Below are 26,815 nucleotides of genomic sequence, written 5' to 3'. Positions count from 1 at the left end.
GGTCCCCCCTGTCAAGGGAGGCCGCCCGCCTGCGCGGCAATTCATCCGGTTCGGCCATTGCCGCCGGCAGCCTCTCGCCAACCAAATGCGTAACTGCTATGAAGCTCCGCCAGTTACTTTGCATTCGAGTGGACAGAAGATGATCAGTGCGTTTCAAGCCGTCACCACGACGAAACTCAAGATGGTACTCGCTGCGGGAATATGCGCGGCAGTGCTGGGCGGATGCGGTGGCGCGGACAGCGTTGCGGGAAAGATCATCGCGGGCGGTCAGGAGCCGATTGAAATCTCGCCCGAGACCTTTGCCCCGCCCGTTCCCTGTCCGCCCATGCAGCTCAAGCTGAACACCTATCTGATCATGAAATACGTCCGCGGCAAGGAAAACGACCCCGAGGGACTTCTGTATCAGGCGACGCTGGAGGAATGGGCCAATACCTGCACCCAGGAAGCCGACGGCAAGAGGCGGATGAAGCTCGGGTTTTCCGGTGATGTGACCTCCGGTCCGGCCTGGAAGGGCGGCGAAGTGATCCTGCCGCTGCGGGTTGCGATCATGCCCGGCGGCAGCGATGCGAAGCCCCTGGTGTCCGAGGTCCTGAAGATACCCGTGACCGTCGGGGCCGGATCGCCGAGCGAAACCTGGACCCTGATCGAAAACAAGTTCACCGTCGCGCCGGACCAGGGCGTCAAGGTGGTCTTCGGATTTGACGACGGCGGACGCCGCTGACCACGCGGCGGGCGCTATTGTGCACGGCAAAATCGCGGACGCGCGATGTCGCATATTGACAAGAGTTTGTCCGCCTCGCACAATCGCGCCCTAAATCAGGGTCGTTCCCTGATTGGCGTGGCAGCACGCTGAAGCATGTGCGGGAGAGGCCGGGTTGAAAGATCCCGGCGCCGAAGGAGCAACCGCCCCGGAAACTCTCAGGCAAAAGGACCGCACAGGCCAAAACGCTCTGGAAAGCAGTGCTCCGCAATCGAGTTCGCGGACTGCTCACCGAAGGAGTAACTGCTGGGCGCCGGTTGCGTTCGCGGGAAATCTCTCAGGTACTCGGACAGAGGGGGTGCAGACAGGCGGTCCGGGACAGGACGGTCTGGGACTGCGCAACCCCGATACGAGGACCGTTCATGGCGGACGCCGTTGCAGAGACCGATCTGAAACAAACGCCTCTTCATGACCTTCATGTGGAACTGGGTGCCCGAATGGTACCATTCGCCGGCTATTCCATGCCGGTGCAGTACAAGGCCGGCATCATGGCCGAGCATCTGCACACCCGCGCCAAAGCCGGGCTGTTCGATGTCTCCCATATGGGGCAGGCCTTCCTGGTCGGGCCGGATCACGAAACCACGGCCCGTGCGCTTGAGGCGCTGACCCCGTCCAATTTTGTCGAGCTCGGCCACGGCCGGCAGCGTTACAGCGTGCTCCTCAACGAAGAGGGGGGCATCATCGACGACCTGATGGTGTCACGATCCCCTTCGCCGGAAGATGACGGCAAGCTGATGCTGGTGGTCAATGCGGCGCGCAAGGATGTCGACTACGCCCATTTTCGCGCGCATCTCCCGGACAATGTCACGCTTCAGGTGGTCGAGGACCGGGCGCTGATCGCCGTGCAGGGACCGGAGGCCGTTGCCGCCGTTGCCGCGCATGCGCCGGGTGTCAGCGACCTTGCCTTCATGTCCACAGCCAGCATGGAATTCGATGGCATCGAGTGCCACGTCGCCCGGGCCGGTTACACCGGTGAGGACGGCGTCGAAATGTCCGTTCCGGCAGGCGCCGCTGAGGCCATTGCCCGCGCGCTGCTCGCCGACGAACGGGTGGAACCGATCGGCCTCGGCGCCCGCGACAGCCTGCGCCTTGAGGCCGGGCTCTGCCTCTATGGCCACGACATCGACGAAACCACGACCCCCGTTGAAGGCGCGATCACCTTCTGCATGCAGAAGCGCCGCCGCGAGGAAGGCGGTTTTCCGGGCGCGGAGCGCATTCAGTCGGAACTGAAGGACGGCCCCGGCCGGGTTCGCGTGGGCCTGCGCCTCGAGGGCAGGGCCCCCGCCCGCGAAGGTGCCGAGATCGCCTTGCCGGACGGCCCCGTGATCGGAACGGTGACCTCCGGAGGCTTCGCTCCGACCGTGGGCGCGCCCATCGCCATGGGCTATGTGCCGGTTGAACATGCCGGCGTCGGAACGCCTCTTGAACTTGTCGTGCGCAACCGCCGGCTGCCTGCAACCGTCGCGGACATGCCCTTTGTGCCGAACCGCTATTACCGCAAACCCAAATCCTGATTTTTTGAAATGGACGCACAGCAATGACCACCTACTACTCCAAAGATCATGAGTGGATTTCCGTCGAGGGCGACATCGCCACGGTCGGCATCACCGCCTACGCCCAGGAACAGCTCGGCGATGTCGTCTATGTCGAATTGCCGGAAGCGGGCAGGGAACTGACCCAGGGCGATGAAGCCGCCGTTGTCGAATCGGTCAAGGCCGCCAGTGAGGTCTACGCGCCGATCGACGGGGAAGTGGTCGAGGCCAACGGCGTGCTGGCCGACGAGCCGGCCAAGGTCAACGAGGACCCGGAAGGCGGCGCCTGGTTCCTGAAGATGAAGGTCGGGAATGCCGGCCAGCTGTCGGACCTCATGGATCAGGCTGCCTACAAGGCCTACGTGGAGACACTCTGAACCCATGGCAGGGCATTACTATACGGCTCAGGTAGAATGGGCATGCGAGGGTGACTACGCCGCAAACGCCTATTCCCGCGGACATATCTGGCGCTTCGACGGCGGTCTCGAGATCCCCGCGAGCGCATCGCCGACGGTCGTGCCCCTGCCTCATTCCGTCGAAGCGGCCGTCGATCCGGAAGAGGCTTTCGTTGCCGCCATCTCTTCCTGCCACATGATGACATTCCTGGATCTGGCGCGCCGGGCGAATTTCAATGTCGCCAGCTACCGGGACAATGCGCAAGGCCAGATGAGCCGCGTGGCCAGGGGCCGGATGGCGATCACCAGGGTGGTCCTGCGCCCGCTTGTGACGCTGGTTGCCGATACGGACCCGGATCCGACATGGCTGAGCGATCTTCACGAGAAGGCCCATGACATCTGCTTCATCGCCAATTCCGTGAAGTGCGAGATCGCAGTGGAACCGGAACCGCTGAAGCTGGTCGCGCCGTAGCTGACGGAGCCCTGACAGGCGCCGTGAATTCGGTGCCCGTTCGCATATCAATCTGCCGCGGCGGCGTGTTTTCAAACGGGGATGCGCCACGCGGCCTGTACCGACCAAACCGCTCTGCAAACGGGTGGATCCGGGCCCGGCGAAGCGCCTGGCCGGGATGACGCCCGGCGTTTCCGCCGTTCGTTTTTCAGAGCAAGATCAACCCTTGGGAGCTGCCTGATGCGCTACCTGCCTTTGAACGATACTGACCGAAACGACATGCTTGCGCGGATCGGGGTCGGTTCGATTGACGATCTCTTTGCGGATATTCCGGAAAATGTCCGGCTGAACGGACTGCTGGATCTTCCAAAACGGGCCAGCGAGATGGAGGTGGAGCGCAGGCTGTCCACCATGGCCGCGAAGAACACCTCCGCCGGGACCGTGCCGTTTTTCGTCGGCGCCGGAGCCTACAAGCACCACGTGCCGGCAACTGTCGATCACCTGATCCAGCGTTCGGAGTTCCTGACCTCCTACACGCCCTATCAGCCGGAAATCACGCAGGGCACGCTGCAGTATCTGTTCGAGTTCCAGACCCAGGTCGCCCGCCTGACCGCCATGGATGTCGCCAATGCCTCCATGTATGACGGCTCGACCGGCACCGGAGAGGCGGTGCTGATGGCTCACCGGGTGACCCGGCGCAAGAAGGCCGTGCTCTCCGGCGGCCTGCACCCGCAATATCGCGCCGTTGTCGAAGGCCTGTCGAACATGGCCGGCGACGAGGTCGTCAGCCTGCCGGCCGACCCGAGCGGCACGGAGGACATTCTCTCCCGGATCGACGACGAGACCTCCTGCGTGGTGGTCCAGTCGCCGTCCTTCTACGGTCAGCTGATCGATCTGAAGCCGATCGCCGAAAAGGCCCATGCGCACAAGGCGCTGCTGATCGCGGTCTTTACCGAAGTGGTCTCGCTCGGCCTGATCGAGCCGCCGGGAACGCAAGGGGCGGATATCGTCGTCGGCGAAGGCCAGTCCATCGGCAACGGTCTCAATTTCGGTGGTCCCTATGTGGGCCTCTTCGCCACCCGCCAGAAATATATTCGCCAGATGCCGGGGCGTCTGTGCGGGGAGACGGTGGACGCGGAAGGCAAGCGGGGATTCGTGCTGACCCTGTCCACCCGTGAGCAGCATATCCGCCGCGACAAGGCGACATCGAACATCTGCACCAACTCCGGCCTCTGTTGCCTGGCCTTCACCATTCACATGTCGCTGCTGGGGCAAGCCGGCCTGACGAAACTGGCGCGCATCAATCACGCCAATGCGGTGAAGCTGAAGACGCTTCTTGCCGGCATCCCGGGCGTCGAGGTTCTGAACGCGGCCTATTTCAACGAATTCACCATCTCCCTGCCGAAACCGGCGGATGATGTGGTCGAGCGGCTCGCCGAACGCGGCATTCTCGCGGGGCTGCCCGTCTCCCGGCTGGAGCCGGACAACAGGGATATCGCCAATCTGCTGGTGGTCGCCTCGACCGAAGTCAATACCGATGAAGACCGCGCGGCCTTCGCAGATGCACTGAAGGAGGTGCTGGCATGAGCATGAACACGCAAGGGCGCCCGACCGCAGCGGGCGAAGCGGACGACAGCTTCCGTCCCAAGACCTTCACCGGCAACCGCGGCCTCGACATGGAAGAGCCGCTGATCTTCGAATTCGGCTCTCTGGAAACCACCGGCGTCGATCTGGATGAGGACGACGGCGTGGTCTTCGAACTCGGCGGCCACGAACGGAAAGAGGAAATCGGTCTGCCCGGCCTCGCCGAGCCGGAAGCCATGCGCCACTATGTGCGTCTGTCGCGCAACAACTACGCCATCGACAGCGGGCTGTACCCGCTCGGCTCGTGCACCATGAAGCACAATCCGCGCCTGAACGAGAAGATGGCCCGCCTGCCGGGCTTTGCCGACATCCATCCCCTGCAGCCTGTCTCCTCCGTTCCCGGCGCGCTGGAACTGATCGACGAACTGGCGCACTGGCTGATGGTCTCCACCAACATGTCCGCCGTGGCCATGAGCCCGAAGGCCGGTGCCCATGGCGAATTGTGCGGCATGATGGCGATCAAGGCGGCCCATACCGCCGCCGGGCGCGACCCGAAGATCGTGCTGGTTCCCGAAAGTGCTCATGGCACCAACCCGGCAACGGCCGCGCTGCTCGGCTACAAGGTCGTTTCCATCGGCGCCAAGGACGACGGCACGGTGGATCTCGACGCCCTGAAGGCGACTGCCGCGGAGCACAGCGGCAACATCGCCGGCATCATGCTGACCAACCCCAATACCTGCGGCCTGTTCGAACGCGACATCAAGCTGATCGCCGATCTGATTCATGCGGCCGACGCCTATTTCTATTGCGACGGCGCCAATTTCAACGCCATTGTCGGCAAGGCGCGGCCCGGGGACCTCGGTGTTGATGCCATGCACATCAACCTGCACAAGACCTTTTCGACGCCCCACGGCGGCGGCGGTCCGGGCTCCGGTCCCGTGGTCCTGTCCGAACGGCTGGCGCCCTTCGCGCCGTTGCCCTTCATCCGCAAGACGGACGGCGGGCTGGAGCTGGTCGAGACCGCATCCGCGACAACAGGCGGCGAGCAGCCCTTCGGCCGCATGACCGCCTTCCATGGCCAGATGGGCATGTATGTGCGGGCACTGGCCTACATGATGAGCCACGGTTCCGATGGCCTGAGGCAGGCTTCCGAGGATGCGGTTCTGAACGCGAACTATATCCGCGTCGGCCTGCAGGACCTGATGAGCCTTCCCTTCGGCGAGCGTCCCTGCATGCATGAGGTGCTGTTCGACGACAGCTTCCTGAAGGACACCGGCGTGACGACCCTTGACTTCGCCAAGGCGATGATCGACGAGGGCTATCACCCGATGACCATGTATTTCCCGCTGGTTGTCCACGGTGCGATGCTGATCGAGCCGACCGAATCGGAAAGCCGGGCGGCGCTCGACCTGTTCATCGCCACCATGCGCGATCTGGTCATGAGTGCCGGACGGGGTGAAACCGACCGCTTCTCCGGCGCGCCCTATCTTGCCCCGCGCCGCCGCCTGGATGAGACCGCCGCCGCCCGCAAGCCGGTCCTGAAATGGACAGAACCCGACCCGGCGGAAGTCACTCCGGCCGCCGCGCAATAGGCGGCGGACAGTCGACGGATACGACAGAAAACCCCGGCTTCGGCCGGGGTTTTCTATTGCAGGGACGGGGATTGCGAAAAGCGCATCGGCCGTCCGGTCCGGCTCGACGCACTCATATGCTCACCACAGGCTTGACTTCCGGACGGCGGTAGCTCATTTAACATCGCATGAACAGGATGAGCGCCACCTTTGTGTACTTTTATTACGTCACCGACATACCGGCGGCTGCGTAGGATCTTGTTCACCTCTTGAAACCTCAAAAGCCGCCGCGTCAGGCGGCTTTTTGGTTTTCAGAACCCGGGCTTCCTGGCGGGACACCCAGGACCGTGAAAATGACCAGCCACATGATCGAAGCCGGCAAGCCGGCGACCAGACTGAAATCGGAAGCGCTTGCCGTGCTTCTGGAACGCGGGCTCGTGCACCAGTGCACCGACCTCGAAACCCTCGACCGCACCCTTTCCGAAGGACCGGTGACCGCCTACGCCGGTTTCGACGCGACAGCGGCCAGCCTGCATGTGGGCCATCTGATGCCGCTGATGACCATGCGCTGGCTGCAGAAGCTGGGCCACCGGCCGATCGTTGTGCTCGGTGGCGGCACCAGCCTGATCGGCGATCCGAGCTTTCGCAAGGACGCGCGGCCGATGCTCGAGGAGCAGCAGATCGCCGCGAATATCGCCACGATCCGCCGGTCCGTCGAACGCCTTGTCGACATGGAGGGGCCCGACGGGGCGATGCTGGTTGACAATGCGGAGTGGCTGAACGAGTTCCGCTTCCTGGAATTCCTGCGCGACTACGGCTCCCGGTTTACCGTCAACCGCATGATGACCTTCGATAGCGTCAAGTCCCGCCTCGACGCGCAGATGCCGCTGACCGTGCTGGAATTCTGCTACATGATGCTGCAGGCCGTCGATTTCCTGGAACTCGCCAGGCGCCATGACTGCGTGCTGCAGGTGGGCGGGTCGGACCAGTGGGGCAATATCGTCAACGGCGTCGAACTCGGCCGCCGGGACGGGCACAAGCTGCACGGCCTTACCGTGCCGCTCCTGACCACCGCAAGCGGGGCCAAGATGGGCAAGACGGCTGCCGGCGCCGTCTGGCTGCATCCCGAGCACCTGTCGCCCTTCGGCTTCTGGCAGTTCTGGCGCAACACGGCCGATGCCGATGTCGGCAGGTTTCTGCGGGTCTTCACCGAGCTGCCGATGAGCGAGATCGACCGTCTTGCCGCATTGGAAGGCTCGGAGCTGAACGAGGCCAAGAAGATCCTTGCGACCCAGGTGACATCGATCGTGCACGGGCCTGAAGAAGCGCGCGCCGCGCTTCAGCAGGGGGACGCGCTGTTCTCCGGCGAAGGCGAGATTCTCGAGCCGACCCACCGCATGCCGCTGAGCGCGCTGGCGGAAGGCCTGGGGCTGCTGGAAGTCGTCGTGGCCGTCGGCTTTGCCGCCTCCAACGGCGAAGCCCGCCGGCTGGTCGAAGGCGGCGGCGTGCGCCTCAACAACCGCATCATCGACGATCCCCGCCGCCGCATCGCGATCGGCGACCTTCAGGCCAACGACCGGCTGTCGGTCTCCGTCGGCAAGCGGCGCAAGGCGCTGGTGGGGTTCGAGTGAAGGCGCAAGGCGTGTGAGCCCCATGGTTCGGAACCGCCCTTCCGGCGCCGTCCCGGACCTCCTGCCGGACCTTGGGGTCACGACATGGGTGCGTGAAAAAAGCCGGCGAAGCAAATGGCATCGGAAACCCGCCCCACAAGAAAAACCCCGCCTCCCTTCTGGGAGACGGGGCCTAGTTAATCGCGGGGAACGCGAAGGTCGTTTCTGCTTGTAAGCCTGCTTATGCCTGCAGGCGGGATCTGACTTCCTTGCGGAGTTCGTCGATAGGCGATTTTCTCGGACCGTCCTGGGTGTGCCAGAAGGTCCAGCCGTTGCAGGCTTCCTGACCCTGGACAAGTGCGCCGACCTTGTGGATCGAGCCGGTGTGGTCGCCCGACTTGAGCGAGCCGTCCGCCCGCACGATGGCCATATGCTTGCCCTTGGAACAGGTCAGTTCCGTTCCCGGCGCCAGCAGGCCGCTTTCCAGCAGCGTACCGAAGGGAATGCGCTTCAGGGCGCGTTTTCCCTGCTGCATTTCCAGCGCTTCCGCCTTGCCGGGCTCTATGGCCGCGATGCGGGCCGTGGCGGCGTCGATATAATCCTGCTCGCGCTCCACGCCGACATAGTTGCGGCCGAGTTTCTTGGCGACCGCACCCGTCGTGCCGGTGCCGAAGAACGGATCGAGCACCACATCGCCCGGTCTGGAGGACGCGGTCAGGACCCGGTAGAGCAGGGCTTCGGGCTTCTGGGTCGGATGCACCTTCTGCCCCTGTCTGTCCTTCAGCCGTTCCGCACCGGTGCACAGCGGCAGGTGCCAGTCGGACCGCATCTGCAGATCCTCGTTGAAGGTCTTGAGCGCGTCGTAATTGAAGGTCGGCTTGGCGTCCTTCGATTTCACCGCCCAGATCATCGTCTCATGGGCATTGGTGAACCGCTTGCCGCGAAAGTTCGGCATCGGGTTGGACTTCAGCCAGACGATATCGTTCATGATCCAGAATCCGAGATCCTGGAGCATCGCTCCGACCCGGAAGATGTTGTGATAGGAGCCGATCACATAGAGCGAGCCGTCCGGCTTCATCACCCGGCGCACGGCAAGCAGCCAGGCCCGGGTGAAGGCGTCATAGGCCTGAAAGCTGTCGAACTGATCCCAGTGATCGTCGCAGGCATCAACCTTCGACTGGTCGGGCCTGTGCAGGTCGCCGCCCAGCTGAAGATTGTAGGGCGGATCCGCAAAGACCAGGTCGACCGACCGGGACGGCAGCTTTTCAAGGGCGGACACGCAGTCGCCCTTGAGGATCGTATTGAGCCAGGAAGCGTTAGCCTCCGGCTTGTCGGATTGATGGGGTGCCGCCAGGGACACCCCGCTACGCAGTACACTCATTGCGACGCATTACCTCACGCAATTTAGAGTGTCATGGTTACCGGTTTTGGTAAATCAGATGTTAAGCGCCTGGAATAAAAAATCTCGTTGAATCAATGGTTTGTTTACAATAGTAAAAGCTGAATGAGAGGTTAATGCGCCTGTCCGGCCGAAATCGCCGGAATTCCGCTGATTTCATTGCGGCCACGACCGGAAGTTGCTCTCCAATCGTTAAAGATTGACTGAATCGCCCTCCGGTTTTTTTTCGACATGGCTGCATTCTCAATGACATTTTCGCGGATAACGGCGTTAACCGTATGGCCGTGAGGGAGGAAATTCTGCCGCGCGGCGGCCCGAGGGGTGATTTGCCCGGTGGTTCCATCCGGCCGGCTGCCGGCTGGTCTTCGGCTGCGGGCGACGAGTGACGGCTCGCCCGACTTGTCCGGCAGGCTAATTCTCCCGGTTCTCCTCCAGATAGATCCGTTTGTATTTGTCCAGAAGGTCATCGACCATGGCCAGATAGCCGGGTTCGGCGAGTATGCGGTCGATGTCTTCCAGATGATCCAGATAGGGCGATCTGTTCGAAAGGGAGATATGAAGCGGGCCGTGCACGATCGGCTCGGGCAGGGTGGTGATCCTGTCCCTGTAGCCATGCAAATCGCGTTGCAGCAATCCGATCTCCTTGCCGGTGACAAGGAAGTCCGCCCGTCCGGCGTCGAGGAACCGGAATGCCTGCAGTCTGGTGTCCAGCCGCTGCAGGGTGGTGTTGGTCTCCAGAAAGGCGTCGGTGTCCTGCCCGACGCTGACCCCGTTGAGCATGATGGCGCGTTTGCCGACCAGATCTTCCAGCGTGTCGAATTCGAATTCCGCGCCCCTGGGAACGAACACCGCGATTTCGTTGATACCCATCGGGTTTCGGGTGAAGGTCGCGTATTCCTGCCGCGCGTCGTTCACGAAGGCGCAGATGTTGACGTCGATCTTGCCGCTTTCGACATATTTCTGGCAACGGTTCCAGGGGCCGATATAGTCATTGGTGGCCTTCAGCCCCAGCCGGGCGAAGACGATCTCGGCGACTTCGGCGCAGACCCCGACGGTCTTGCCGTCCTTGTGCCAGTTCCATGGCGGGTAGTCGTCATGACCGCAGGTCGTCACGGTGTCGGTCGCAAGCACCGGTCCGCAGGCCAGACATGCGATGATCCATCCTGCGATAATCGCGCGCATGTCGCGTCTCCTGCTGCAATCATGAAGTGGTCCGGCATCAGCTTACGTTACAAGCCGTTGCCCGGCAAGCCGCCCGGGACTTTATGAGGTCTCGCCCTAGCGTTCTCCGACATCCCTCGTCCGCTCGAACCTGCGCAGCGCAAGCGACAGGGTGATGGTCATCATCAGGTAGATGAGCGCGACCACATTGTAGGTTTCGAAATAGCGGAAGGATCCGGCCGCATAGACCTTGCCCAGCTGGGTGATGTCGGCGACGCCCAGAACGGAGACGAGAGAACTGTCCTTGATCATGGCGACGAAATCGTTGCCGAGGGGCGGCAGGATGGTTTTCAGGGCCTGCGGGAAGACGATCAGCCGGAACCGCTGCCAGGCGGTCATGCCGAGCGCCTTGGCGGCTTCGACCTGTCCCGCATCGACCGCCTGGATTCCGGCCCGGAAAACCTCCGCGATGAAGGCGGAATAACCGATGGTCAGGGCGGCGACGGCCCGCCACAGCAGGGGGAAGTCGCGGGTGCGGATCGCATCGAGGCCCAGCGGCTCCAGGAGCGCATTGACGCCGGCGATGATCAGCGGCGTGGCGACGAACGCGATGTAGAGCAGAAGTACGAGGATCGGAAGGCCGCGCACCATCTCGACATAGAACCTTGCCGTCTGCCTCAGGACAATCGAACCGGAGAGGGAGGCGAGCGCCAGCAGCAGTCCCAGAACCGAGGCCAGGAAAAATCCGGTCAGGGTCACGAAGACCGTCAGGCCGATCCCGCGCGAAACCGTCGCCATCACCTGCGAATAGACTTCGTCCGTGCCGATCTGGAAAAGCAGGAAGACGGCAAGTCCGCCGGCGGCCAGAAGCCAGTAGGGAAACTCCTGCTTCGGAGCAGTGGACTGGGGTTTCTTGCCGAACATGGTCCTGCCCTGGGTTCGAGGGATAGGGGAATGAAGAAGATGTCTGCAGTGCTGACAGCGGGTGCCCAAGGGGGGACGGGCTTCCCTCCGCAAGGCCACAGGGCCAGATCTCAATCAGACAGGCGGCGAAAAAGACGGCCGCAAGACGGGAAAGGCCTCCGGGCGGAAGGACACAGGCTGCATCTTCCGCTCGGTCAGGCGATTATTCGGCGGCCTTGTAGTCGAAGAACCATTTCTGATTGAGCGTATCCAGCGTACCGTCGGCGCGCATGCTGGCGATCGCCGCGTTGAACGGTGCGATCAGGTCGGAGCCCTTGGGGAAGATGAAGCCGAAATCCTCCGCTCCCATCGGCTCGCCGATCAGCTTGAAGGTGTCCGGATTGGTGGCGACATATCCCTCGCCGCCGGTGCTGTCTGTCAGCACAAGATCCACGTCTCCGGACTTGAGCGCCTGCACGGCGGCTCCGAAGGTTTCGAACAGTTTGATACGCGGATTGGCTTCGTCGCCATCCAGAACCTCATAGACGGTGACATAAAAGGGCGTCGTTCCCGGCTGGGCACCGGCCAGGAAATCGGGGTTCGCCGCAAACTCCTGCGCACCGGTGAAGCGGTCCTCGTCCGCACGCACCAGCATGAACATTTCCGAACGCATGTAAGGCTCCGAGAAGGCCACCTGTTCCGCCCGGTCCGGGCGGATGGTGATGCCGTTCATGGCGACATCGTATTCGCCCGCCGAGATCCCCGGGATCATCGCGTCCCAGCTGGTGTTTTCGAAGGTTGCCTTGAGGTTCAGCCGCGTGGCGATTTCCGCGATCGCATCGTATTCCCAGCCGATGGCCGCGCCGGTCGCGGGGTCGACGAACTGCAGCGGCGGATAGGTGTTCTCCGACGCGATGACGATTTCCCGCCCGCCAAGGTCGGGAAGCGTGTCGGCAGGGGCCGCCTGGCCGGCGCCGATCAGCGCAGCGGCGGCAACCGCGAGTTTCACAATGGTTCGATGCATGAGATGCTCCTTGACGATAGTGTGAAGAACATTACCGGTATCCGGGGGCGTGGAAAAGAGCGTTGCGGCCGCTTCGGGAGGCGGGGATGAAAACTTTTTCTCCTGACGAAAAAAATTCCGAATTCTGCGACCCGGTCTATTGACCCGGATGAGACTTGGCGGGACTGTAATCAAAAACAACAATAAGGAGACGGTACATGTCCGAGACCACCAGCAGGAAACAGCAGCCGGGGATCCGCAGGATCCGCTTTGCTCCCGCCCATCCGCTTGAAGTCTTCACCGACGCGGACAAGGCGGTGGAGCGGCTGATGGACATCTTCGAGGCGAACACCGACTTTCTCCGATCCCACTTCCACGATCTTCTCGACGGCAGGGACATCGAGGGCCGGGTGCGCGCCTTCTACCCGCAGGTACAGATCGTGACGGACAGCCACAGTCGTCTCGACAGCCGGCTATCCTACGGCTTTGTCTCCAGGCCGGGCCGGCATGCCTCCACGATCACGCGGCCGGACCTGTTCAGGCATTATCTGCGGACGCAGTTGTCGCTGCTGATGAAGAACCACAAGGTTCCGGTGCTCATCGGCGACAGCGAAATGCCGATCCCGCTGCATTTCGCATTCTATGACGGCACCCATGTGGAAGGCGGGGCGGCCGCGGCCAATCTGACCAGACCGCTGGCCGATATCTTCGATCTGCCGGACCTCACCGTCATGGATGATTCCATCGCCAACGGAACCTACGAGCCGAGCGACGGCGTCATGCCCCTGGCGTCCTTCACCGCGCCGCGGGTCGACTATTCCCTGCACCGGCTGCAGCACTATACGGCGACCCGCGCGGAGCATTTCCAGAACTATGTTCTGTTCACCAACTACCAGTTCTACATCGACGAATTCTGCCGCCTGTCGAAGGAAATGCTCGCCGATCCGGACAGCGGCTACGAATCCTTCGTGGCGCCGGGAAATCTCGTCACCCTGGCCGGAGCCAGCGAACCGGACAGCGGTGTGGAACTTCCCAAGCTGCCGCAGATGCCGGCCTATCACCTGAAACGGGCGGACGGCAGCGGCATCACCATGGTCAATATCGGCGTCGGCCCGTCCAACGCCAAGACGATCACCGATCACATCGCGGTTCTGCGTCCCCACGTCTGGCTGATGCTCGGTCACTGTGCCGGGCTCAGGAACAGCCAGACACTGGGCGACTATGTGCTGGCACACGGTTATGTGCGCGACGACAATGTGCTCAATCAGGACCTGCCCATCTGGGTGCCGATCCCGCCGCTGGCCGAGGTTCAGGTGGCCCTGGAAGATGCGGTGGGCGAGGTGACCGGTATCGACGGCTATGAACTCAAACGCGTGATGCGGACGGGCACGGTGGTCTCGCTCGACAACCGCAACTGGGAACTCTGGGACCAGCCGGAACTCGTGAAGCGGTTTTCCCAGTCCCGGGCCATCGCCCTCGACATGGAATCGGCCACGATTGCCGCCAACGGCTTCCGTTTCCGGGTGCCTTATGGAACGTTGCTGTGTGTGTCGGACAAGCCGCTCCACGGTGAGCTGAAGCTTCCGGGCATGGCCACCGACTTCTACAAGCGCCAGGTTGCCCAGCACCTGGAGATCGGCATCCGCGCGATGGAAAAAATGCGCGCCATGACGGCGGAGCGGCTGCATTCGCGCAAACTCAGAAGCTTCGCGGAAACGGCGTTTCAGTAAGCCGGAAACGGTTCCTGAAGCGGGCGTGGCGGAGCGGAACGAAAAACCGCAGGCGCGCTGGGCGCCTGCGGCAAATGTGGTGTGGATGGGGCGTTGTTTGTGTTGTTATTCGGCTTCGTCGGCGGGAGCTGCGTTCAGCAGCCCGTAACGCTCGACACCGATTTTTTCCAACAGCTCAAGCTGGGTTTCCAGGAAGTCGATATGGCCTTCCTCGTCCGTGAGCAGTTCCTCGAAAAGCTGCATGGAGACATAGTCGCCTTCCTTGTGGCAGATTTCGCGGGATTTGGAATAGGCCGTGCGGGCGTCATATTCGCCGGCAAGGTCCGATTCCAGAACTTCCTTGATGTTCTGGCCGATGCGAAGCGGTGCGAGCTTCTGCATGTTCGGATGGCCTTCGAGGAAGATGATGCGGTCGGTCAGCTTGTCCGCATGCTGCATTTCCTCGATGGATTCCTCACGCTCCTTCTTGGCAAGGCGCGCAAAGCCCCAGTCGTTCAGGAGGCGGTAATGAAGCCAGTACTGGTTGATCGCACCCAGTTCGAGAAACAGGGCCTCGTTCAGACATTCGATAACTTTTTCGCTGCCCTTCATGGCTAGCCCTCCATCTGATGAAACCGGGACAACTTTAGAAACGTTCTAAATTATTGTCCAGTGGTGATTTGGACCTTGATCGGAATTTTTATCAGGTCTCCGCATACCTTGTCCGTTTGGCAGGTTTCGGACGCCTTGATGCAGGTCATTGTCTCATCCGGAACCGGGGCGTTCCGGTTCCAGTGCCGCCGCAAGCGCCTTTCGCATCACCGTCGGCAGGGCTTCGCCCTCGATCCTGTCCGGCGCCGACCACCAGGCGTCCTCCAGCCCCGGCGTGCCGGTTGCCTCCAGATCGGCCCGAAAGATGGTCAGTCTCAGGTGGAAGTGGGTGAATGTGTGTTTGACCTCACCTGTCTTCTGCGTCCATGGCGCCGGGAAAGGCGCGTCTTGCGCCGCCGCGCTCCGGTCGAAATCCTCTGACCAGTGCGTGCCGGGCACTTCCGTCATGCCCCCGAGAAGACCGCTGGGCGGGCGACGCCGCAGCAGTACCGCGCCCGTGTTCCTGTCGACCGCGACAAACGCCGCGCCGTACCGGGTCGGCTTTTCCTTCTTCGGTGCCTTGCGGGGCAGACTTTCCGCCAGGGCGGATCCCTGCACGGCGCAGGCGCTCATCCACGGACACAGGACACAGGCGGGCCGCCTGGGTGTGCAGACCGTGGCTCCCAGATCCATCACCGCCTGTGCGAAATCGCCGGGCCGGGCCTGCGGGGTCAGGTCACCCATCTTTGCCCGGATCTCCGGTTTCGCGTCGGGAAGCGGCGTTTCGATGCGGAAGAGCCGCGACAGGACCCGCTCCACATTGCCGTCCACCACGGCGGCATGCCGGTCGAAAGCGATGGTGGCGATGGCGGCTGCCGTATAGGGACCGATACCCGGAAGCTTCAGAAGCTCTTCCTCCGTATCGGGAAAGCGTCCCCCGTACTTCCCGGCGACCGTATCGGCGCATTTTTTCAGGTTGCGCGCCCGCGAATAATAGCCGAGCCCGGCCCAGGCCTTCATCACGTCTTCTTCCGCAGCTGCGGCGAGAGTCTCCACGGTCGGCCATGCCCGGGTGAATTTCTCGAAATAGGCCTTCACCGCTGCCACGGTCGTCTGCTGCAGCATGACCTCCGACAGCCAGATCCGGTAGGGATCGGGGACTTCGCCCTGTTGACGGTTGCGCGGACTGACGCGCCAGGGCAGCGGCCTTGCGTGGCGGTCGTACCAGCTCAGAAGCGTTTCGGCGGCGGAAGCAGGGGGCATGAGATCAGCTGAACTAGTGTGGATGAATGATACGGCAAAACACTGGATAGCCTGGGGAAAACTCTGGTCTGAGGGTCTTGCTGTTCGGCTCGGTTAAAGTATTCGTCGTCATTTCGTCTTAATTTATTGAGACACATCATCCCGATTCCTGAACCGGGCCGGTGAAAAGGCGGATCCTGCCGGTCATGTCCCGGGTAGGATGAGGAGGTAGGTCATAAGCGCGGCAAAGGCAAACCCTGTGCGCAGGCCGAAAGAGGCCAAACTGCTTGCCGAGCTCGTCGGCAAGGCGATGACGCCTGCCTGCAGGAAGCGCGGCTTTGCCTCCGTCGACATCGTCGCCTCCTGGGCGGATATCGTCGGCGAGCGGTATGGCACGAAGGTTCAGCCGGACCGGCTGATCTGGCCCCGGCGTCCGGATCGCAGCGATCCGGAAAATCCGCCTCAGCCCGCCACCCTTGTCGTCCACACCGATGGTGCGACGGCACTGCTCCTGTCCCACGACAGCGGGCAGGTGATCGAACGCGTCAACACGTTTTTCGGCTGGGCCGCGATCGGCCGCATCAAGATCCTGCAAAAGCCTGTCACGGTGAAGTCCCCCGAACCCCGCCGGGAACTGCGGTCCCTGACCGGTACCGAGCAGCAGCGTCTCGAGAAGCGGCTGGAAGGGGTGGAGAACGACCGGTTGCGTCAGGCCCTGAAGAAGCTCGGTACCCAGGTGATCGCACGCAAGCCGTGACCTGAGCCATTCTGGCTGCATGAAATTCCGGTGTGAAAACCGCCTGCCGATAACAACTGCGTGAAGCGGTGCCCTCCTGCCGTCCTCTGTGCTGCCACATTTGAAAAGCTCTGTTGACGCACAGTGCCTGAACAGGCACATGAGAAAACACGATCCGCACCGTCAGGTGCCGCACCAGAATGCTTACGAACTTCAAGGTCGATCAGCTTTCCTGCTTTCGGATGAAAACGGACCGGAACGCAGGTTGATCCAAGGAACAGGACGAACCCGTGACCCAGACCCGCAGACAGTTTCTCAAAACCACAGCCCTGGCCGCAGCCACGCTTGCCCTGGCCGGAACCTTTCCGGCACTGGCGCAATCGGTTGACCTGGACGAGCTGCTGAAGCCGGGTCCGCTCGGCGACAAGGTTCTGGGCGAGGAAGACGCGCCGGTGACCATCGTCGAATACGCGTCCATGACCTGCGGTCATTGCGCGAATTTCCACAAGCAGACCTACGCCGACCTGAAGAAGGACTACATCGACACCGGCAAGGTCCGCTTCATTTTCCGGGAATTCCCGCTGGATCCGGTTGCCGCTGCCGCCTTCATGCTGGCGCGCTGCGCCCCGGCCGACAAATATTTTGAAATCGTGGACATCATGTTCGAGCAGCAGCGCAGCTGGGCCTTTTCGGACAATCCCTACCAATCCCTGCTCGACTTTTCCAAGCAGATCGGATTTACACAGGAGTCCTTTGAGGAATGCTTGACAAACCAGGGCCTGCTGGACGCAGTAAATGCGGTGAAGGATCGCGGCGCCGGTGAGTTCGGCGTGAACTCAACGCCGACATTCTTCATCAACGGGGAAAAACACTCCGGGGCGCTGTCGATTGACGAAATGGGCAAGATCATCGAGGAGAACCTGTAAGCCGGCGTCATATCCGCTGGCTGCCGGGGCTTGCCCTGATCCCGACGCCTGTCCTTCGGCGCCCGGCTTCGCAAGAGGTGGGCGCCGGTGAAGTTTTCCAAGCTCCGTATCGTGGGTTTCAAATCCTTTGTCGAGCCGATGGAGTTCATCATCGGCAACGGCCTGACCGGCGTGGTCGGGCCGAATGGCTGCGGCAAGTCCAACCTGGTCGAAGCCATGCGCTGGGTGATGGGCGAGAACTCCTACAAGAACATGCGCGCCTCCGGAATGGACGATGTGATCTTCTCCGGAAGCCTCAATCGCCCGGCCCGCAATACCGCGGAAGTGACCCTTTATCTCGAGAACTTCGACCGCACGGCACCGTCCGCCTTCAACGATGCGGACCTGCTGGAAGTCAGTCGCCGGATCGAGCGCGAGCAGGGGTCCAGCTACAAGATAAATGCCCGCGACGTGCGCGCCCGCGACGTGCAACTGCTCTTCGCCGACGCATCCACCGGCGCCCGCTCGCCCGCCATGGTGCGTCAGGGGCAGATCGGTGAACTGATTGCGGCCAAGCCGACCTCCCGGCGCAAGATCCTCGAAGAGGCCGCAGGTATCTCCGGGCTGCACTCCAGACGCCACGAGGCGGAGATCCGCCTGCGGGCCGCGGAGCAGAACCTGGAACGCCTGGAGGATGTGCTCGTCCAGATCGACAGCCAGCTCGACAATCTGCGCCGGCAGTCCCGACAGGCCTCGCGCTACCGCAACCTGTCCTCCGAAATCCGCGCGGCGGAAGCCGCCATTCTCTATATCCGCTGGACGGAAGCCCGCGACGCGCTCTCGGCTGCCGAGACCCAGTTTGCGGATGCGCAGAAAGACGTCAATGAAGCAACCGCCCTGCAGGCGGAAAGTGCCCGTATCCAGGCGATTGCCGCCCACAAGCTGCCCGAACTGAGGGAGGAGGCCGCCGGTGCCGGTGCCGCCCTGCAGCGCCTGGTGATTGCCCGCAACGAGCTGGATGCGGAAGAGCGGCGCGTCAAGGAGCGGCTGCAGGATCTGGACCGGCGGCTGGTTCAGCTCGTCGAGGACATCCGCCGCGAACAGGGCATGGTTTCCGAAAACGACGAGGTTCTGGAACGGCTGACGGAAGAGCGTGCAGAACTTCTGGAAGAAAACGAGATGGTGCAGGAACGCACCGAAAGCGCACGCGAAAAGGCCACGGAAGCCGAAGATGCCGTGCGAGGCCTGGAAACGCAGCTTTCCGAGCTGACCGCTGCGGAGGCGCGGGCGAATGCCGAACGCCACCAGCTGGAGCGCGCGGTTGCCGACAGCCGTCAGCGCGCCGACAGGCTGGTTGCCCAGGCGCAGGAGGCCCAGCAGGCACTGGCGGAAATCGATGCGCGCATGGCCGAACATGACGGCATTACCGACAACCGCGAGGCACTGGAGCTTGCCGAGGAAGCGCTTGCGGAAGCCGAGGCAGCCGTGGAGGAAGCCGAAACGCTGACGCGAGAGGCGCGGGAGCAGGAGCAGGCCGCGCGCGGCCCGCTGGGCGATGCCCGGCAGGTTCTGCAGGGTCTTGAAACAGAGGCTCGCACCCTGGAACAGGTGCTCAACCTTCACTCCGAACAGGATCACACGCCGGTCGTGGAGCAGATCCGTGTGGAGCAGGGCTATGAAACTGCCCTCGGCGCCGCCCTGGGGGAAGATCTGGATGCCTCGCTGGATGCGGCGGCTGCCGTCAGATGGGGCAGCACGCTGACCGCGGACGCGGACCCGCAGCTGCCTGACGGAGTGCGCGCGCTGGCGGATTTCGTCGAAGCGCCGGAAGAACTCGCCAGGCGCCTGCGTCAGATCGGTATCGTCGATCAGGAACGGGGGCAGGGTCTTCGTGCAGCACTGAAGCCGGGGCAGCGGCTGGTCTCGCGGGAAGGGGACCTGTGGCGCTGGGACGGATTCGTGGTCGCTGCCAATGCACCGACGCCGGCGGCGCAGCGCCTGTCCCAGAAGAACCGTCTGGCGGAACTTGCCGATGAAATCGAAGTGGCGCGCGGGACGGTGGAGGACCGGAAAGAGGCCATGGAAGCCGCTGCCGCGCGCGTTCGCCAGACCGTCGAGTTCGAGCAGGCTGCTCGCGGCAAGGTCCGTGACGGTCAGCGGCAGGCCGCCGCCGCCCGCGAGGCGCTGGCCGCTGCCGAACGCGCGGTCTCCCAGCTTGCCGCCCGCAAGGAAGCCGCGCAGGACCGGGCCGAGCGCCTTGCCGAGGACGCCGCTCTGGCACGCGAACAGGTCATTGAAGCCGAAGAACGCCTCGAGGCGGCGCCTGACGGCACAAGCTACCGGAGCGGGATCGAGGATCTCCAGGCACGGGTCGAAACCGCGCGCGGCGCTCTCGCCGAAGCCCGGGCCGTGTCGGAAGGACTCGCGCGCGAACAGCAGATGCGCGACCGGCGCCTGGAGGCGATTGCCCGCGAATATGACGGCTGGAAAACACGTGCGGCCAATGCTGCCCAGCAGATCGCCGTTCTGCAGGAACGCCGCGAGGAGGCGGAAGAGGAACGGGCGGAGTTGATCGAGGCCCCCGAGGACATCGAGATCAAGCGCCGGGAACTTTTCTCCGCCATTGCCAGAGCGGAAGAGGAGAAAAAGGCGCGTGACGACCGGCTTCAGCAGGCCGAGCTCGATCTGGCAGAGGTCGACCGTGCTGCCAGGGCGGCGCTGGAGGCCATGACCGGGGCCCGCGAGACGAAGATTCGGGCGGAGGAACGCCTTGAGGCGGCTCGTGAGCGCAAGAGCAATCTGGAGCGGCGCATCGACGAGGATCTCGAGGTGTCCGTTGCCGCTCTGCCCGAAATTGCCGGACTGAAGGAAGGCGCGCCGCTGCCCGATCCGGAAGCGACCGAACGCAAGCTGGAGCGCCTGAAGGCGGAGCGCGAACGCCTCGGTGGCGTGAATCTGAGGGCCGAGGAAGAACTGCGCGAGATCGACGAACAGAAAACCACCCTGACGTCCGAGCGCGACGACCTGATCGAGGCGATTCGCCGTCTGCGCACGGGCATATCCAACCTCAACCGCGAAGCGCGCGAACGTCTTCTGGCCTCCTTCGAAGTGGTGAACGGCCATTTTCAGCGGTTGTTCACCCATCTTTTCGGCGGCGGCACGGCGGAACTGCAGCTGGTCGATTCCGACGATCCGCTGGACGCGGGGCTGGAAATCATCGCCCGGCCGCCGGGCAAGAAGCCGCAGACCATGACGCTGCTTTCGGGCGGAGAACAGGCCCTCACGGCCATGTCGCTGATCTTTGCGGTCTTCCTGACGAATCCGGCTCCGATCTGCGTTCTCGACGAGGTCGACGCGCCCCTCGACGACGCCAATGTGGAGCGTTACTGCGACCTTCTGGATGAAATGGCGTCCAGCACGGAAACCCGCTTCGTGGTCATCACCCACAATCCGATTACCATGGCCCGCATGAACCGCCTGTTCGGAGTAACCATGGCCGAACGCGGGGTTTCCCAGCTCGTTTCGGTGGATCTGGAGACGGCGGAACGATTCCGGGAAGCCGGCTGAGATCGCATCTGCCGCGGCAGGGCCGCAAAACCTTATGCAACTTAGGTCTCGGCATATCCCTCGAGTTGCCGAAAAACTCTTTAATTTCAATTGGATATAGTTTGTTTAAGGCTCCTTGACACGACATGAGGCGCCGACTATGGTGCGCGCGGCTTAAGGGGCTCCCCTGTTGTTTGGATCTGACAAGTCGGCACGGGCTGAGGACTTACGAACATGTCTTCGCACAATGGCGATAAGGAAGGTCGGGCGGCGGGAAACCCGGAAGCTGGTCTGTCTGAACGACGGGCCCGATTGAACCGGAAACTTGACGACCTGAAGGCGGTGGAAGAAAAGACCGCGCGAAAGTCGCAAGGCAGCTCATCGGGATACGGGCAGGCAATGAAACTCTCTTCCGAGTTCATTGCGGGCGTACTGGTGGGGGTCGGGATCGGTTGGGTTGTTGACCAGTGGCTTGGAACATCGCCTTTCGGGCTGATCGTTTTCCTGCTGCTGGGGTTCGCGGCCGGTGTCTTGAACGTTCTGCGCTCGGCGGGTGTTGCCGAGCAGCCGGGCGTGAAGATCCAGCGCGAGGGCGACGCTCAGGACGACAGATCGGACTAGGTTTTTGTCGCGCTTTCGGGCGCAGTGATTATGAACGAGCGAAGAAGGCTGGCCGGTGGCGAACGATCCGATCCATCAGTTCGAAATCCAGAAGATCTTTCCGATTGAAGTTGGGGAGATGGATTTCTCTTTCACCAATTCTTCGCTGTTCATGGTTTTGACCGTGGCAGCGACGTGTGCGTTCCTGATTCTTTCGACCAGCGGTCGCGGCCTTGTGCCCTCCCGCCTGCAGTCGGTTTCGGAAATGGCCTATGAATTCGTCGCGGGCATATTGCGAAGTTCTGCGGGAACCGAAGGGATGCGGTTCTTCCCCCTGGTGTTCTCGCTCTTCATGTTCGTGCTCGTGGCAAACCTCTTCGGGATGTTCCCGTATTTCTTCACTGTCACCAGCCACATCATCGTCACCTTCGCTCTGGCGATGCTCGTGATCCTCACGGTGATCATCTATGGCCTGTTGCGCCACGGTCTCAAATTCTTCCACCTGTTTGCTCCGGCTGGCGTGCCGCCGGTGCTGCTGCTGATCGTTGCGCCGATCGAGGTGGTTTCCTTCCTGTCCCGTCCGATCAGCCTGTCGGTTCGTCTGTTCGCGAACATGCTGGCCGGCCACATCACCCTCAAGGTTTTCGCCGGCTTCATCGTGAGCATGAGCGCCGCGGGTGTTGCCGGTGTCGCCGGGGCAATTCTTCCGCTTGGTATGACGGTCGCGCTCACCGCGCTCGAATTCCTCGTCGCGTTCCTGCAGGCCTATGTCTTTACGGTTCTGACCTGCATGTATCTGAACGACGCCCTTCATCCGTCGCACTGAGCCAAACGGTCTTGCGATGGCCACAGGCCGTCGCTTGGTGAATCTGAAATCTGCAAACACTACTTAGGAGCACGTGTCATGGAAGCAGAAGCAGCAAAATACATCGGCGCTGGTATCGCATGCCTCGGTATGGGTGGTGCGGCGATCGCACTCGGCACCATCTTCGGCAACTACCTCAACGGCGCCCTGCGCAACCCGACTGCTGCTGATGGCCAGTTCGGCCGTCTGGTGTTCGGCTTCGCCGTTACCGAAGCTCTGGGCATCTTCTCCCTGCTGATCGCTCTTCTCCTGCTCTTCGCCGTTTAAGTCTCCGGCTCGTTCGAGTAGGAAGACGCGACTCCGGGGGCGGTGTCCGCACCGCCCGACCGGAATTTGGAGATAGGAAATGGCAGGCAACGCCGAACAAACGAATACGGAACTTCATATTCCGGAAGCCGAACACGGCGCTGGGTTCCCGCCCTTCGATGCCACCACCTATGCGTCTCAGATCCTGTGGCTGGCCATCACCTTCGGCCTGTTCTACTGGATCATGAAGAATGTCGCGGTGCCCCGGATCGCGGGTATCCTCGAAGATCGCAGGGACCGTATCGCCGGAGATCTCGCCGAGGCAAACCGCCTCAAGGAAGAGACCGACGCGGCGATTGCAGCCTATGAGCAGGCGCTGGCTGAAGCCCGCAACAAGGCTCATGGCATCGCGCATGAGACGCGGGCAAAGCTCAAGACGGATCAGGAAACCCGTCGTGAAAAGGCTGAAGCCGAACTCGGCGAGAAGCTCAAGGCCGCTGAAGCCCATATCGCAGGTATCAAGACCGAGGCCCTGTCCCAGATCGGGGATATCGCCGGAGAGACCACGTCAGCGCTCGTCGAGCAGCTGATCGGGAAAGCTCCGACGAAGACCGATCTGAACAAGGCGCTGAAGTCGGCGATGAACTGAGGAGACCGTCATGGATGCTACTTTTTGGGCCATGATCGGTCTGATTCTCTTTCTGGCGCTGATCGTCTACATCAAGGTTCCGGGCAAGATCGGGTCATCGCTCGATGACCGCGCCGAGACCATCCGCAAGGAACTGGAAGAAGCGCGCAAGATGCGTGAAGAAGCCCAGGCTCTCCTGTCGGAATATCAGCGCAAGCGCCACGAAGCCGAAGGCGAGGCGGAAGCCATCATCGCGGAAGCCAATTCCGAAGCCGAGCGTCTGACGGTGGAAACCAATCAGGCCCTGGAAGAGATGATCACCCGCCGGACCAAGGCTGCGGAAGACAAGATTGCTCAGGCCGAATCCCAGGCAATCGCCGAAGTCCGTGCCAGGGCGGCCGATATCGCCGTGGCCGCTGCCGAGGAAATCCTCACGGCCAAGGTCAAGGACAAGGTTGCCGACGATATTCTTTCCAAGAGCATCGCTCAGGTGAAAGATCGGTTGAACTAGGCCTTTTCCTGCATCACAGAGAATTCCGGAAAGCGGCCCTTGTGGCCGCTTTTTTGGTTTTCGGTCTGCCTTCCGTACGGCATTCTAGCTCTGCTCCCCTGCCGCCAGTCGCACCGGCCTGAACGACATCCGGTGATGCGGGCAGGGGCCGAGCCTGTTCAGGGCCGCTTGATGCTGCGGGACGCCATATCCCTTGTGGCGGGCGAAGCCGTATCCGGGCAGCTGTTCGTCGAGCCGAACCATCATCCGGTCCCGTGTGACCTTGGCAACGATGGAGGCGGCCGCAACGCACAGGCAGCGGCCGTCTCCCTTGATCAGGGCCTGGCCCGGCTGGCGGAGACCGGCCGGGACGTCCCGGCCGTCGACAAGCACATAGGCCGGCGGCTTCGCCAGCCCCTTCACGGCGCGGACCATCGCCGAAAGGGTCGCGGCCCGGATATTGTCCCTGTCGATGGACGCAGGAGAGGCGCTGGCGACCGCAACATGGGCGCTCGAAACGATCTGCTCGAAGAGCCTCTCCCGGGTGGCCTCGGTGAGCTTCTTGGAATCGTTCAGTCCCTCAGGAACCCGGTCGTAGTCCAGAATGACGGCGGCGGTCACAACCGGGCCTGCCCAGGGACCGCGCCCGGCTTCGTCGACACCGCAGATCAGACCGCCGAAGGACGCCGCGTGTTTGCGTTCCAGCGTGAGGTCCGGCGCGTCGGAAAAGGCAAGGTCGAAGAGCGATTGGCTGTCGGTCATGGGCTTGAATCTGCCGTGGGCGGCAGTGCGGTGCAAGCGGGTTTCCTGGGTGTGAACGCATAAATGAAGACGAAATGGCATGGGAAATGGCGAAACCCAATTTCTTGTGCTTTCGCGCCGTGATGAAGACCGGTCCGCTTCAAAGCAGTTCATCTGGATTCATGAGTTCGCGTCCTAAAACAGATCCAGTTGCACACCGCCTTTCTGCGGCTGGACAAAGGCGTCCGAATTCAGCTTCTTGCGGCGAAGGTTCAACCCCAGGCGCTTGGCGGCAAGGGAGAAGCGCTTGGAAATCTGATCCGCGTAGGGACCGCCGCCGCGCATGCGCTCGCCCCACTTTGCATCATAGTCCTTTCCGCCGCGCATGGAGCGGATGAGGCTCATGACGCGCTGATAGCGGTCCGGCCGCTCGCGAAGAAGCCAGTCGCGGAACAACTCGGATACCTCCAGCGGCAGGCGCAGCAGCACATAGCCTGCCTCCACCGCACCGTGCCCGGCGGCTTCCTCCAGCAGGTTCTCGATTTCGCTGTCCGTCAGCGCGGGGATGATCGGAGCCATCATGATGGACGTGGGAATGCCGGCCGCCGACAGGGCCTTTATGGCGCCGAGCCGCTTGTGCGGCGCGCTGGCACGTGGCTCCATGGCCCGGCAGAGCTTGCGGTCGAGAGAGGTCACCGACAGGGCGACCTTGACCAGGTTGCGCTCGGCCATGCGGGCGAGGATGTCGATGTCGCGGGTTACCAGTGCGGATTTGGTGACGATCGCGACCGGATGGCCGCAGTTTTCCAGCACCTCCAGGATGTCGCGCATCAATCCGTACCCGCGCTCCAGGGGCTGATAGGGGTCGGTGTTGGTGCCAATGGCGATGACGCGCGGCGTGTAACCGGGTCTGGAGAGTTCGCGCTCCAGAAGCTGGGCGGCATTCGGTTTGGCGAAGAGCCGTGTTTCGAAATCCAGCCCCGGCGAAAGCCCCAGAAAGGCGTGGCTCGGGCGGGCGAAACAGTAGATGCAGCCGTGTTCGCATCCCCGGTAGGGATTGATCGAACGGTCGAAGGACAGGTCGGGCGACTCGTTGCGGGTGATGATCGTCCGCGCGCGCTCTTCCTGCACACGCGTCTGCAGCGGCGGCAGATCCTCAAGGCTGTCCCATCCGTCATCGAAGCTTTCCCGGGACAGGGGCTCGTAGCGGCCACTCTTGTTCAGGGCGGCGCCGCGGCCGCGCCTGCGCTCCTCCGGCACACGGGCAGAGTCCGGATTTTCCGTCAATGCGGGAGCTACTGCAGATTGAATAACGGTTACCATGAACGTCTGCCGCGAGATAAAAAGAACATAACAGGAACATTAATCAGATTCAGCGCTGCAACAAGCCCTTACTCTCGCGCTGCCAAAAAAATCATGTAAAACTTGCCAACATGATCAGCGTCATTATTCCGACAAAAAATTCCGAAACCGAACTGGTGCACGCCCTGTCGGCTCTGGTTCCGGCAGCAGCTGAAGGTGTGATCCGCGAAGTTATCGTCGTTGACGGGGGCTCTTCGGACAATACGGAACGGGTCGCGGATGCGGCCGGCTGCGAGTGGGTCTGTCTGCATGCGGCACGCAGCGAACGCCTTTCCTTCGGGGCCACCCGGGCGAGACGCGGTGAGTGGCTGCTGTTCCTGCATCCCGAAACGATACTGGAAAACGGCTGGCATCACGAAGCCCAGGCATTCGTCGATCGTGCCTCCAGAGCCTCCAATGGCGACCGTACAGCGGCCAGTTTCCGGCTTCGCTACGAGTCCTTCGGTCTCGGCGCGCGGGTCAGCGAATCCATCGCGGCCCTGCGCTCTCAGCTTCTCGGCATGCCCTACGGCAACCAGGGTCTTCTGATTTCCCGGCAGTTCTACGAGAAGATCGGTGGGCACAGGCCTTTGCCTCAACTGGAAGACCTCGACATCGCCAGACGCATCGGCCGCAGCCGGATTATCTTCCTGCGGGCGGCCGCTGTCGCCTCCGGTCAGGCTCAAGGCGAAGAGGGGCGGGTTTCAAGGCTCCGTCAGGCCCTGGCGCGCTTTTGCGTCGGAACCCTGCGCCTCCCGGCCAGCGTGGCGGTCAAGCTGCACGGCTGAGACCGATACGACCGGGCG

Annotated in this window: 25 protein-coding genes and 1 riboswitch; of the genes, 17 read left to right on the top strand and 8 right to left on the bottom strand. The window is 62.5% G+C overall.

Annotation, left to right across the window (positions count from 1 at the left end; translation table 11 throughout):
- Positions 1 to 139 precede the first annotated feature (139 nt).
- The 7 genes from DCO57_RS04065 to tyrS all read left to right on the top strand — a co-directional run bounded on the left by DCO57_RS04065 (position 140) and on the right by tyrS (position 7,924).
- The gene (locus tag DCO57_RS04065; RefSeq protein ID WP_116697570.1) at positions 140 to 721 is read left to right on the top strand and encodes a hypothetical protein; all 582 of its coding nucleotides are present in this window, start codon (positions 140 to 142) and stop codon (positions 719 to 721) included.
- A 130-nt stretch (positions 722 to 851) separates the two neighbouring features.
- Positions 852 to 944, top strand: a riboswitch (glycine riboswitch).
- Between the two features lie 178 nt (positions 945 to 1,122).
- Entirely contained in the window at positions 1,123 to 2,274 is a 1,152-nt protein-coding gene (gene gcvT / locus DCO57_RS04060; protein ID WP_116697569.1) for a glycine cleavage system aminomethyltransferase GcvT, read from the top strand.
- A 23-nt stretch (positions 2,275 to 2,297) separates the two neighbouring features.
- Positions 2,298 to 2,669 (top strand): glycine cleavage system protein GcvH, encoded by a 372-nt coding sequence (gcvH, locus tag DCO57_RS04055; protein WP_116697568.1) that lies wholly within the window; start codon positions 2,298 to 2,300, stop codon positions 2,667 to 2,669.
- A 4-nt stretch (positions 2,670 to 2,673) separates the two neighbouring features.
- Positions 2,674 to 3,159 (top strand): OsmC family protein, encoded by a 486-nt coding sequence (locus DCO57_RS04050; RefSeq protein WP_116697567.1) that lies wholly within the window; start codon positions 2,674 to 2,676, stop codon positions 3,157 to 3,159.
- 219 nt (positions 3,160 to 3,378) lie between these two features.
- The gene (gene gcvPA, locus DCO57_RS04045; protein ID WP_116697566.1) at positions 3,379 to 4,725 is read left to right on the top strand and encodes an aminomethyl-transferring glycine dehydrogenase subunit GcvPA; all 1,347 of its coding nucleotides are present in this window, start codon (positions 3,379 to 3,381) and stop codon (positions 4,723 to 4,725) included.
- A complete protein-coding gene (gcvPB, locus tag DCO57_RS04040) occupies positions 4,722 to 6,314 on the top strand; it encodes an aminomethyl-transferring glycine dehydrogenase subunit GcvPB (RefSeq protein WP_116697565.1) in 1,593 nt (530 codons plus the stop codon). The genes gcvPA and gcvPB overlap by 4 nt, the downstream gene beginning before the upstream one ends.
- Positions 6,315 to 6,646: 332 nt before the next feature.
- The gene (gene tyrS, locus DCO57_RS04035; RefSeq protein ID WP_116697733.1) at positions 6,647 to 7,924 is read left to right on the top strand and encodes a tyrosine--tRNA ligase; all 1,278 of its coding nucleotides are present in this window, start codon (positions 6,647 to 6,649) and stop codon (positions 7,922 to 7,924) included.
- A gap of 220 nt (positions 7,925 to 8,144) precedes the next feature.
- On the opposite strand, the gene DCO57_RS04030 is transcribed toward tyrS, so the two are convergent.
- From DCO57_RS04030 to DCO57_RS04015, 4 genes are all read right to left on the bottom strand, one after another.
- Positions 8,145 to 9,284: a site-specific DNA-methyltransferase gene (locus DCO57_RS04030; RefSeq protein WP_116697564.1), complete on the bottom strand. Its 1,140-nt coding sequence runs from the start codon at positions 9,282 to 9,284 to the stop codon at positions 8,145 to 8,147.
- 429 nt (positions 9,285 to 9,713) lie between these two features.
- Complete coding sequence (locus tag DCO57_RS04025; protein ID WP_116697563.1) at positions 9,714 to 10,484, bottom strand: transporter substrate-binding domain-containing protein; 771 nt, start codon at positions 10,482 to 10,484, stop codon at positions 9,714 to 9,716.
- Positions 10,485 to 10,580: 96 nt separating this feature from the next.
- A complete protein-coding gene (locus DCO57_RS04020; protein ID WP_116697562.1) occupies positions 10,581 to 11,387 on the bottom strand; it encodes an amino acid ABC transporter permease in 807 nt (268 codons plus the stop codon).
- Between the two features lie 202 nt (positions 11,388 to 11,589).
- Positions 11,590 to 12,390: a transporter substrate-binding domain-containing protein gene (locus DCO57_RS04015; protein ID WP_116697561.1), complete on the bottom strand. Its 801-nt coding sequence runs from the start codon at positions 12,388 to 12,390 to the stop codon at positions 11,590 to 11,592.
- Positions 12,391 to 12,587: 197 nt separating this feature from the next.
- Here DCO57_RS04015 and DCO57_RS04010 point away from each other — a divergent pair, with 197 nt between their 5' ends.
- Entirely contained in the window at positions 12,588 to 14,099 is a 1,512-nt protein-coding gene (locus DCO57_RS04010) for an AMP nucleosidase (protein WP_116697560.1), read from the top strand.
- Positions 14,100 to 14,204: 105 nt separating this feature from the next.
- On the opposite strand, the gene bfr is transcribed toward DCO57_RS04010, so the two are convergent.
- Positions 14,205 to 14,690 (bottom strand): bacterioferritin, encoded by a 486-nt coding sequence (gene bfr, locus DCO57_RS04005; protein WP_116697559.1) that lies wholly within the window; start codon positions 14,688 to 14,690, stop codon positions 14,205 to 14,207.
- Positions 14,691 to 14,843: 153 nt separating this feature from the next.
- Entirely contained in the window at positions 14,844 to 15,932 is a 1,089-nt protein-coding gene (mutY, locus tag DCO57_RS04000) for an A/G-specific adenine glycosylase (RefSeq protein WP_116697558.1), read from the bottom strand.
- Between the two features lie 238 nt (positions 15,933 to 16,170).
- Between mutY and DCO57_RS03995 the strand changes: the two genes are divergently transcribed.
- The 8 genes from DCO57_RS03995 to DCO57_RS03960 all read left to right on the top strand — a co-directional run bounded on the left by DCO57_RS03995 (position 16,171) and on the right by DCO57_RS03960 (position 23,948).
- Positions 16,171 to 16,668 (top strand): DciA family protein, encoded by a 498-nt coding sequence (locus DCO57_RS03995; protein ID WP_208977777.1) that lies wholly within the window; start codon positions 16,171 to 16,173, stop codon positions 16,666 to 16,668.
- Positions 16,669 to 16,937: 269 nt separating this feature from the next.
- Complete coding sequence (locus tag DCO57_RS03990) at positions 16,938 to 17,573, top strand: DsbA family protein (RefSeq protein WP_116697557.1); 636 nt, start codon at positions 16,938 to 16,940, stop codon at positions 17,571 to 17,573.
- Positions 17,574 to 17,660: 87 nt separating this feature from the next.
- The gene (smc, locus tag DCO57_RS03985) at positions 17,661 to 21,119 is read left to right on the top strand and encodes a chromosome segregation protein SMC (RefSeq protein WP_116697556.1); all 3,459 of its coding nucleotides are present in this window, start codon (positions 17,661 to 17,663) and stop codon (positions 21,117 to 21,119) included.
- A gap of 213 nt (positions 21,120 to 21,332) precedes the next feature.
- The gene (locus tag DCO57_RS03980) at positions 21,333 to 21,719 is read left to right on the top strand and encodes an AtpZ/AtpI family protein (protein ID WP_116697555.1); all 387 of its coding nucleotides are present in this window, start codon (positions 21,333 to 21,335) and stop codon (positions 21,717 to 21,719) included.
- 55 nt (positions 21,720 to 21,774) lie between these two features.
- The gene (locus DCO57_RS03975; RefSeq protein ID WP_116697554.1) at positions 21,775 to 22,524 is read left to right on the top strand and encodes a F0F1 ATP synthase subunit A; all 750 of its coding nucleotides are present in this window, start codon (positions 21,775 to 21,777) and stop codon (positions 22,522 to 22,524) included.
- Positions 22,525 to 22,602: 78 nt separating this feature from the next.
- A complete protein-coding gene (locus DCO57_RS03970; RefSeq protein ID WP_008191441.1) occupies positions 22,603 to 22,830 on the top strand; it encodes a F0F1 ATP synthase subunit C in 228 nt (75 codons plus the stop codon).
- A gap of 79 nt (positions 22,831 to 22,909) precedes the next feature.
- A complete protein-coding gene (locus tag DCO57_RS03965; RefSeq protein ID WP_116697553.1) occupies positions 22,910 to 23,458 on the top strand; it encodes a F0F1 ATP synthase subunit B in 549 nt (182 codons plus the stop codon).
- 10 nt (positions 23,459 to 23,468) lie between these two features.
- Entirely contained in the window at positions 23,469 to 23,948 is a 480-nt protein-coding gene (locus DCO57_RS03960) for a F0F1 ATP synthase subunit B (protein ID WP_116697552.1), read from the top strand.
- Between the two features lie 84 nt (positions 23,949 to 24,032).
- On the opposite strand, the gene DCO57_RS03955 is transcribed toward DCO57_RS03960, so the two are convergent.
- Both DCO57_RS03955 and DCO57_RS03950 read right to left on the bottom strand, forming a co-directional pair.
- Positions 24,033 to 24,689: a ribonuclease HII gene (locus tag DCO57_RS03955; RefSeq protein ID WP_116697731.1), complete on the bottom strand. Its 657-nt coding sequence runs from the start codon at positions 24,687 to 24,689 to the stop codon at positions 24,033 to 24,035.
- 174 nt (positions 24,690 to 24,863) lie between these two features.
- The gene (locus DCO57_RS03950) at positions 24,864 to 25,991 is read right to left on the bottom strand and encodes a PA0069 family radical SAM protein (protein ID WP_116697551.1); all 1,128 of its coding nucleotides are present in this window, start codon (positions 25,989 to 25,991) and stop codon (positions 24,864 to 24,866) included.
- Between the two features lie 110 nt (positions 25,992 to 26,101).
- Here DCO57_RS03950 and DCO57_RS03945 point away from each other — a divergent pair, with 110 nt between their 5' ends.
- Entirely contained in the window at positions 26,102 to 26,797 is a 696-nt protein-coding gene (locus DCO57_RS03945) for a glycosyltransferase (protein ID WP_116697550.1), read from the top strand.
- Positions 26,798 to 26,815: the final 18 nt, after the last annotated feature.

The organism is Labrenzia sp. 011 (assembly GCF_003075075.1).
In the GTDB taxonomy this organism is placed as follows: domain Bacteria; phylum Pseudomonadota; class Alphaproteobacteria; order Rhizobiales; family Stappiaceae; genus Roseibium.
The sequence above is the reverse complement of the archived record's forward strand: the minus strand, read 5'-3'. Positions and strand labels throughout refer to the sequence as shown.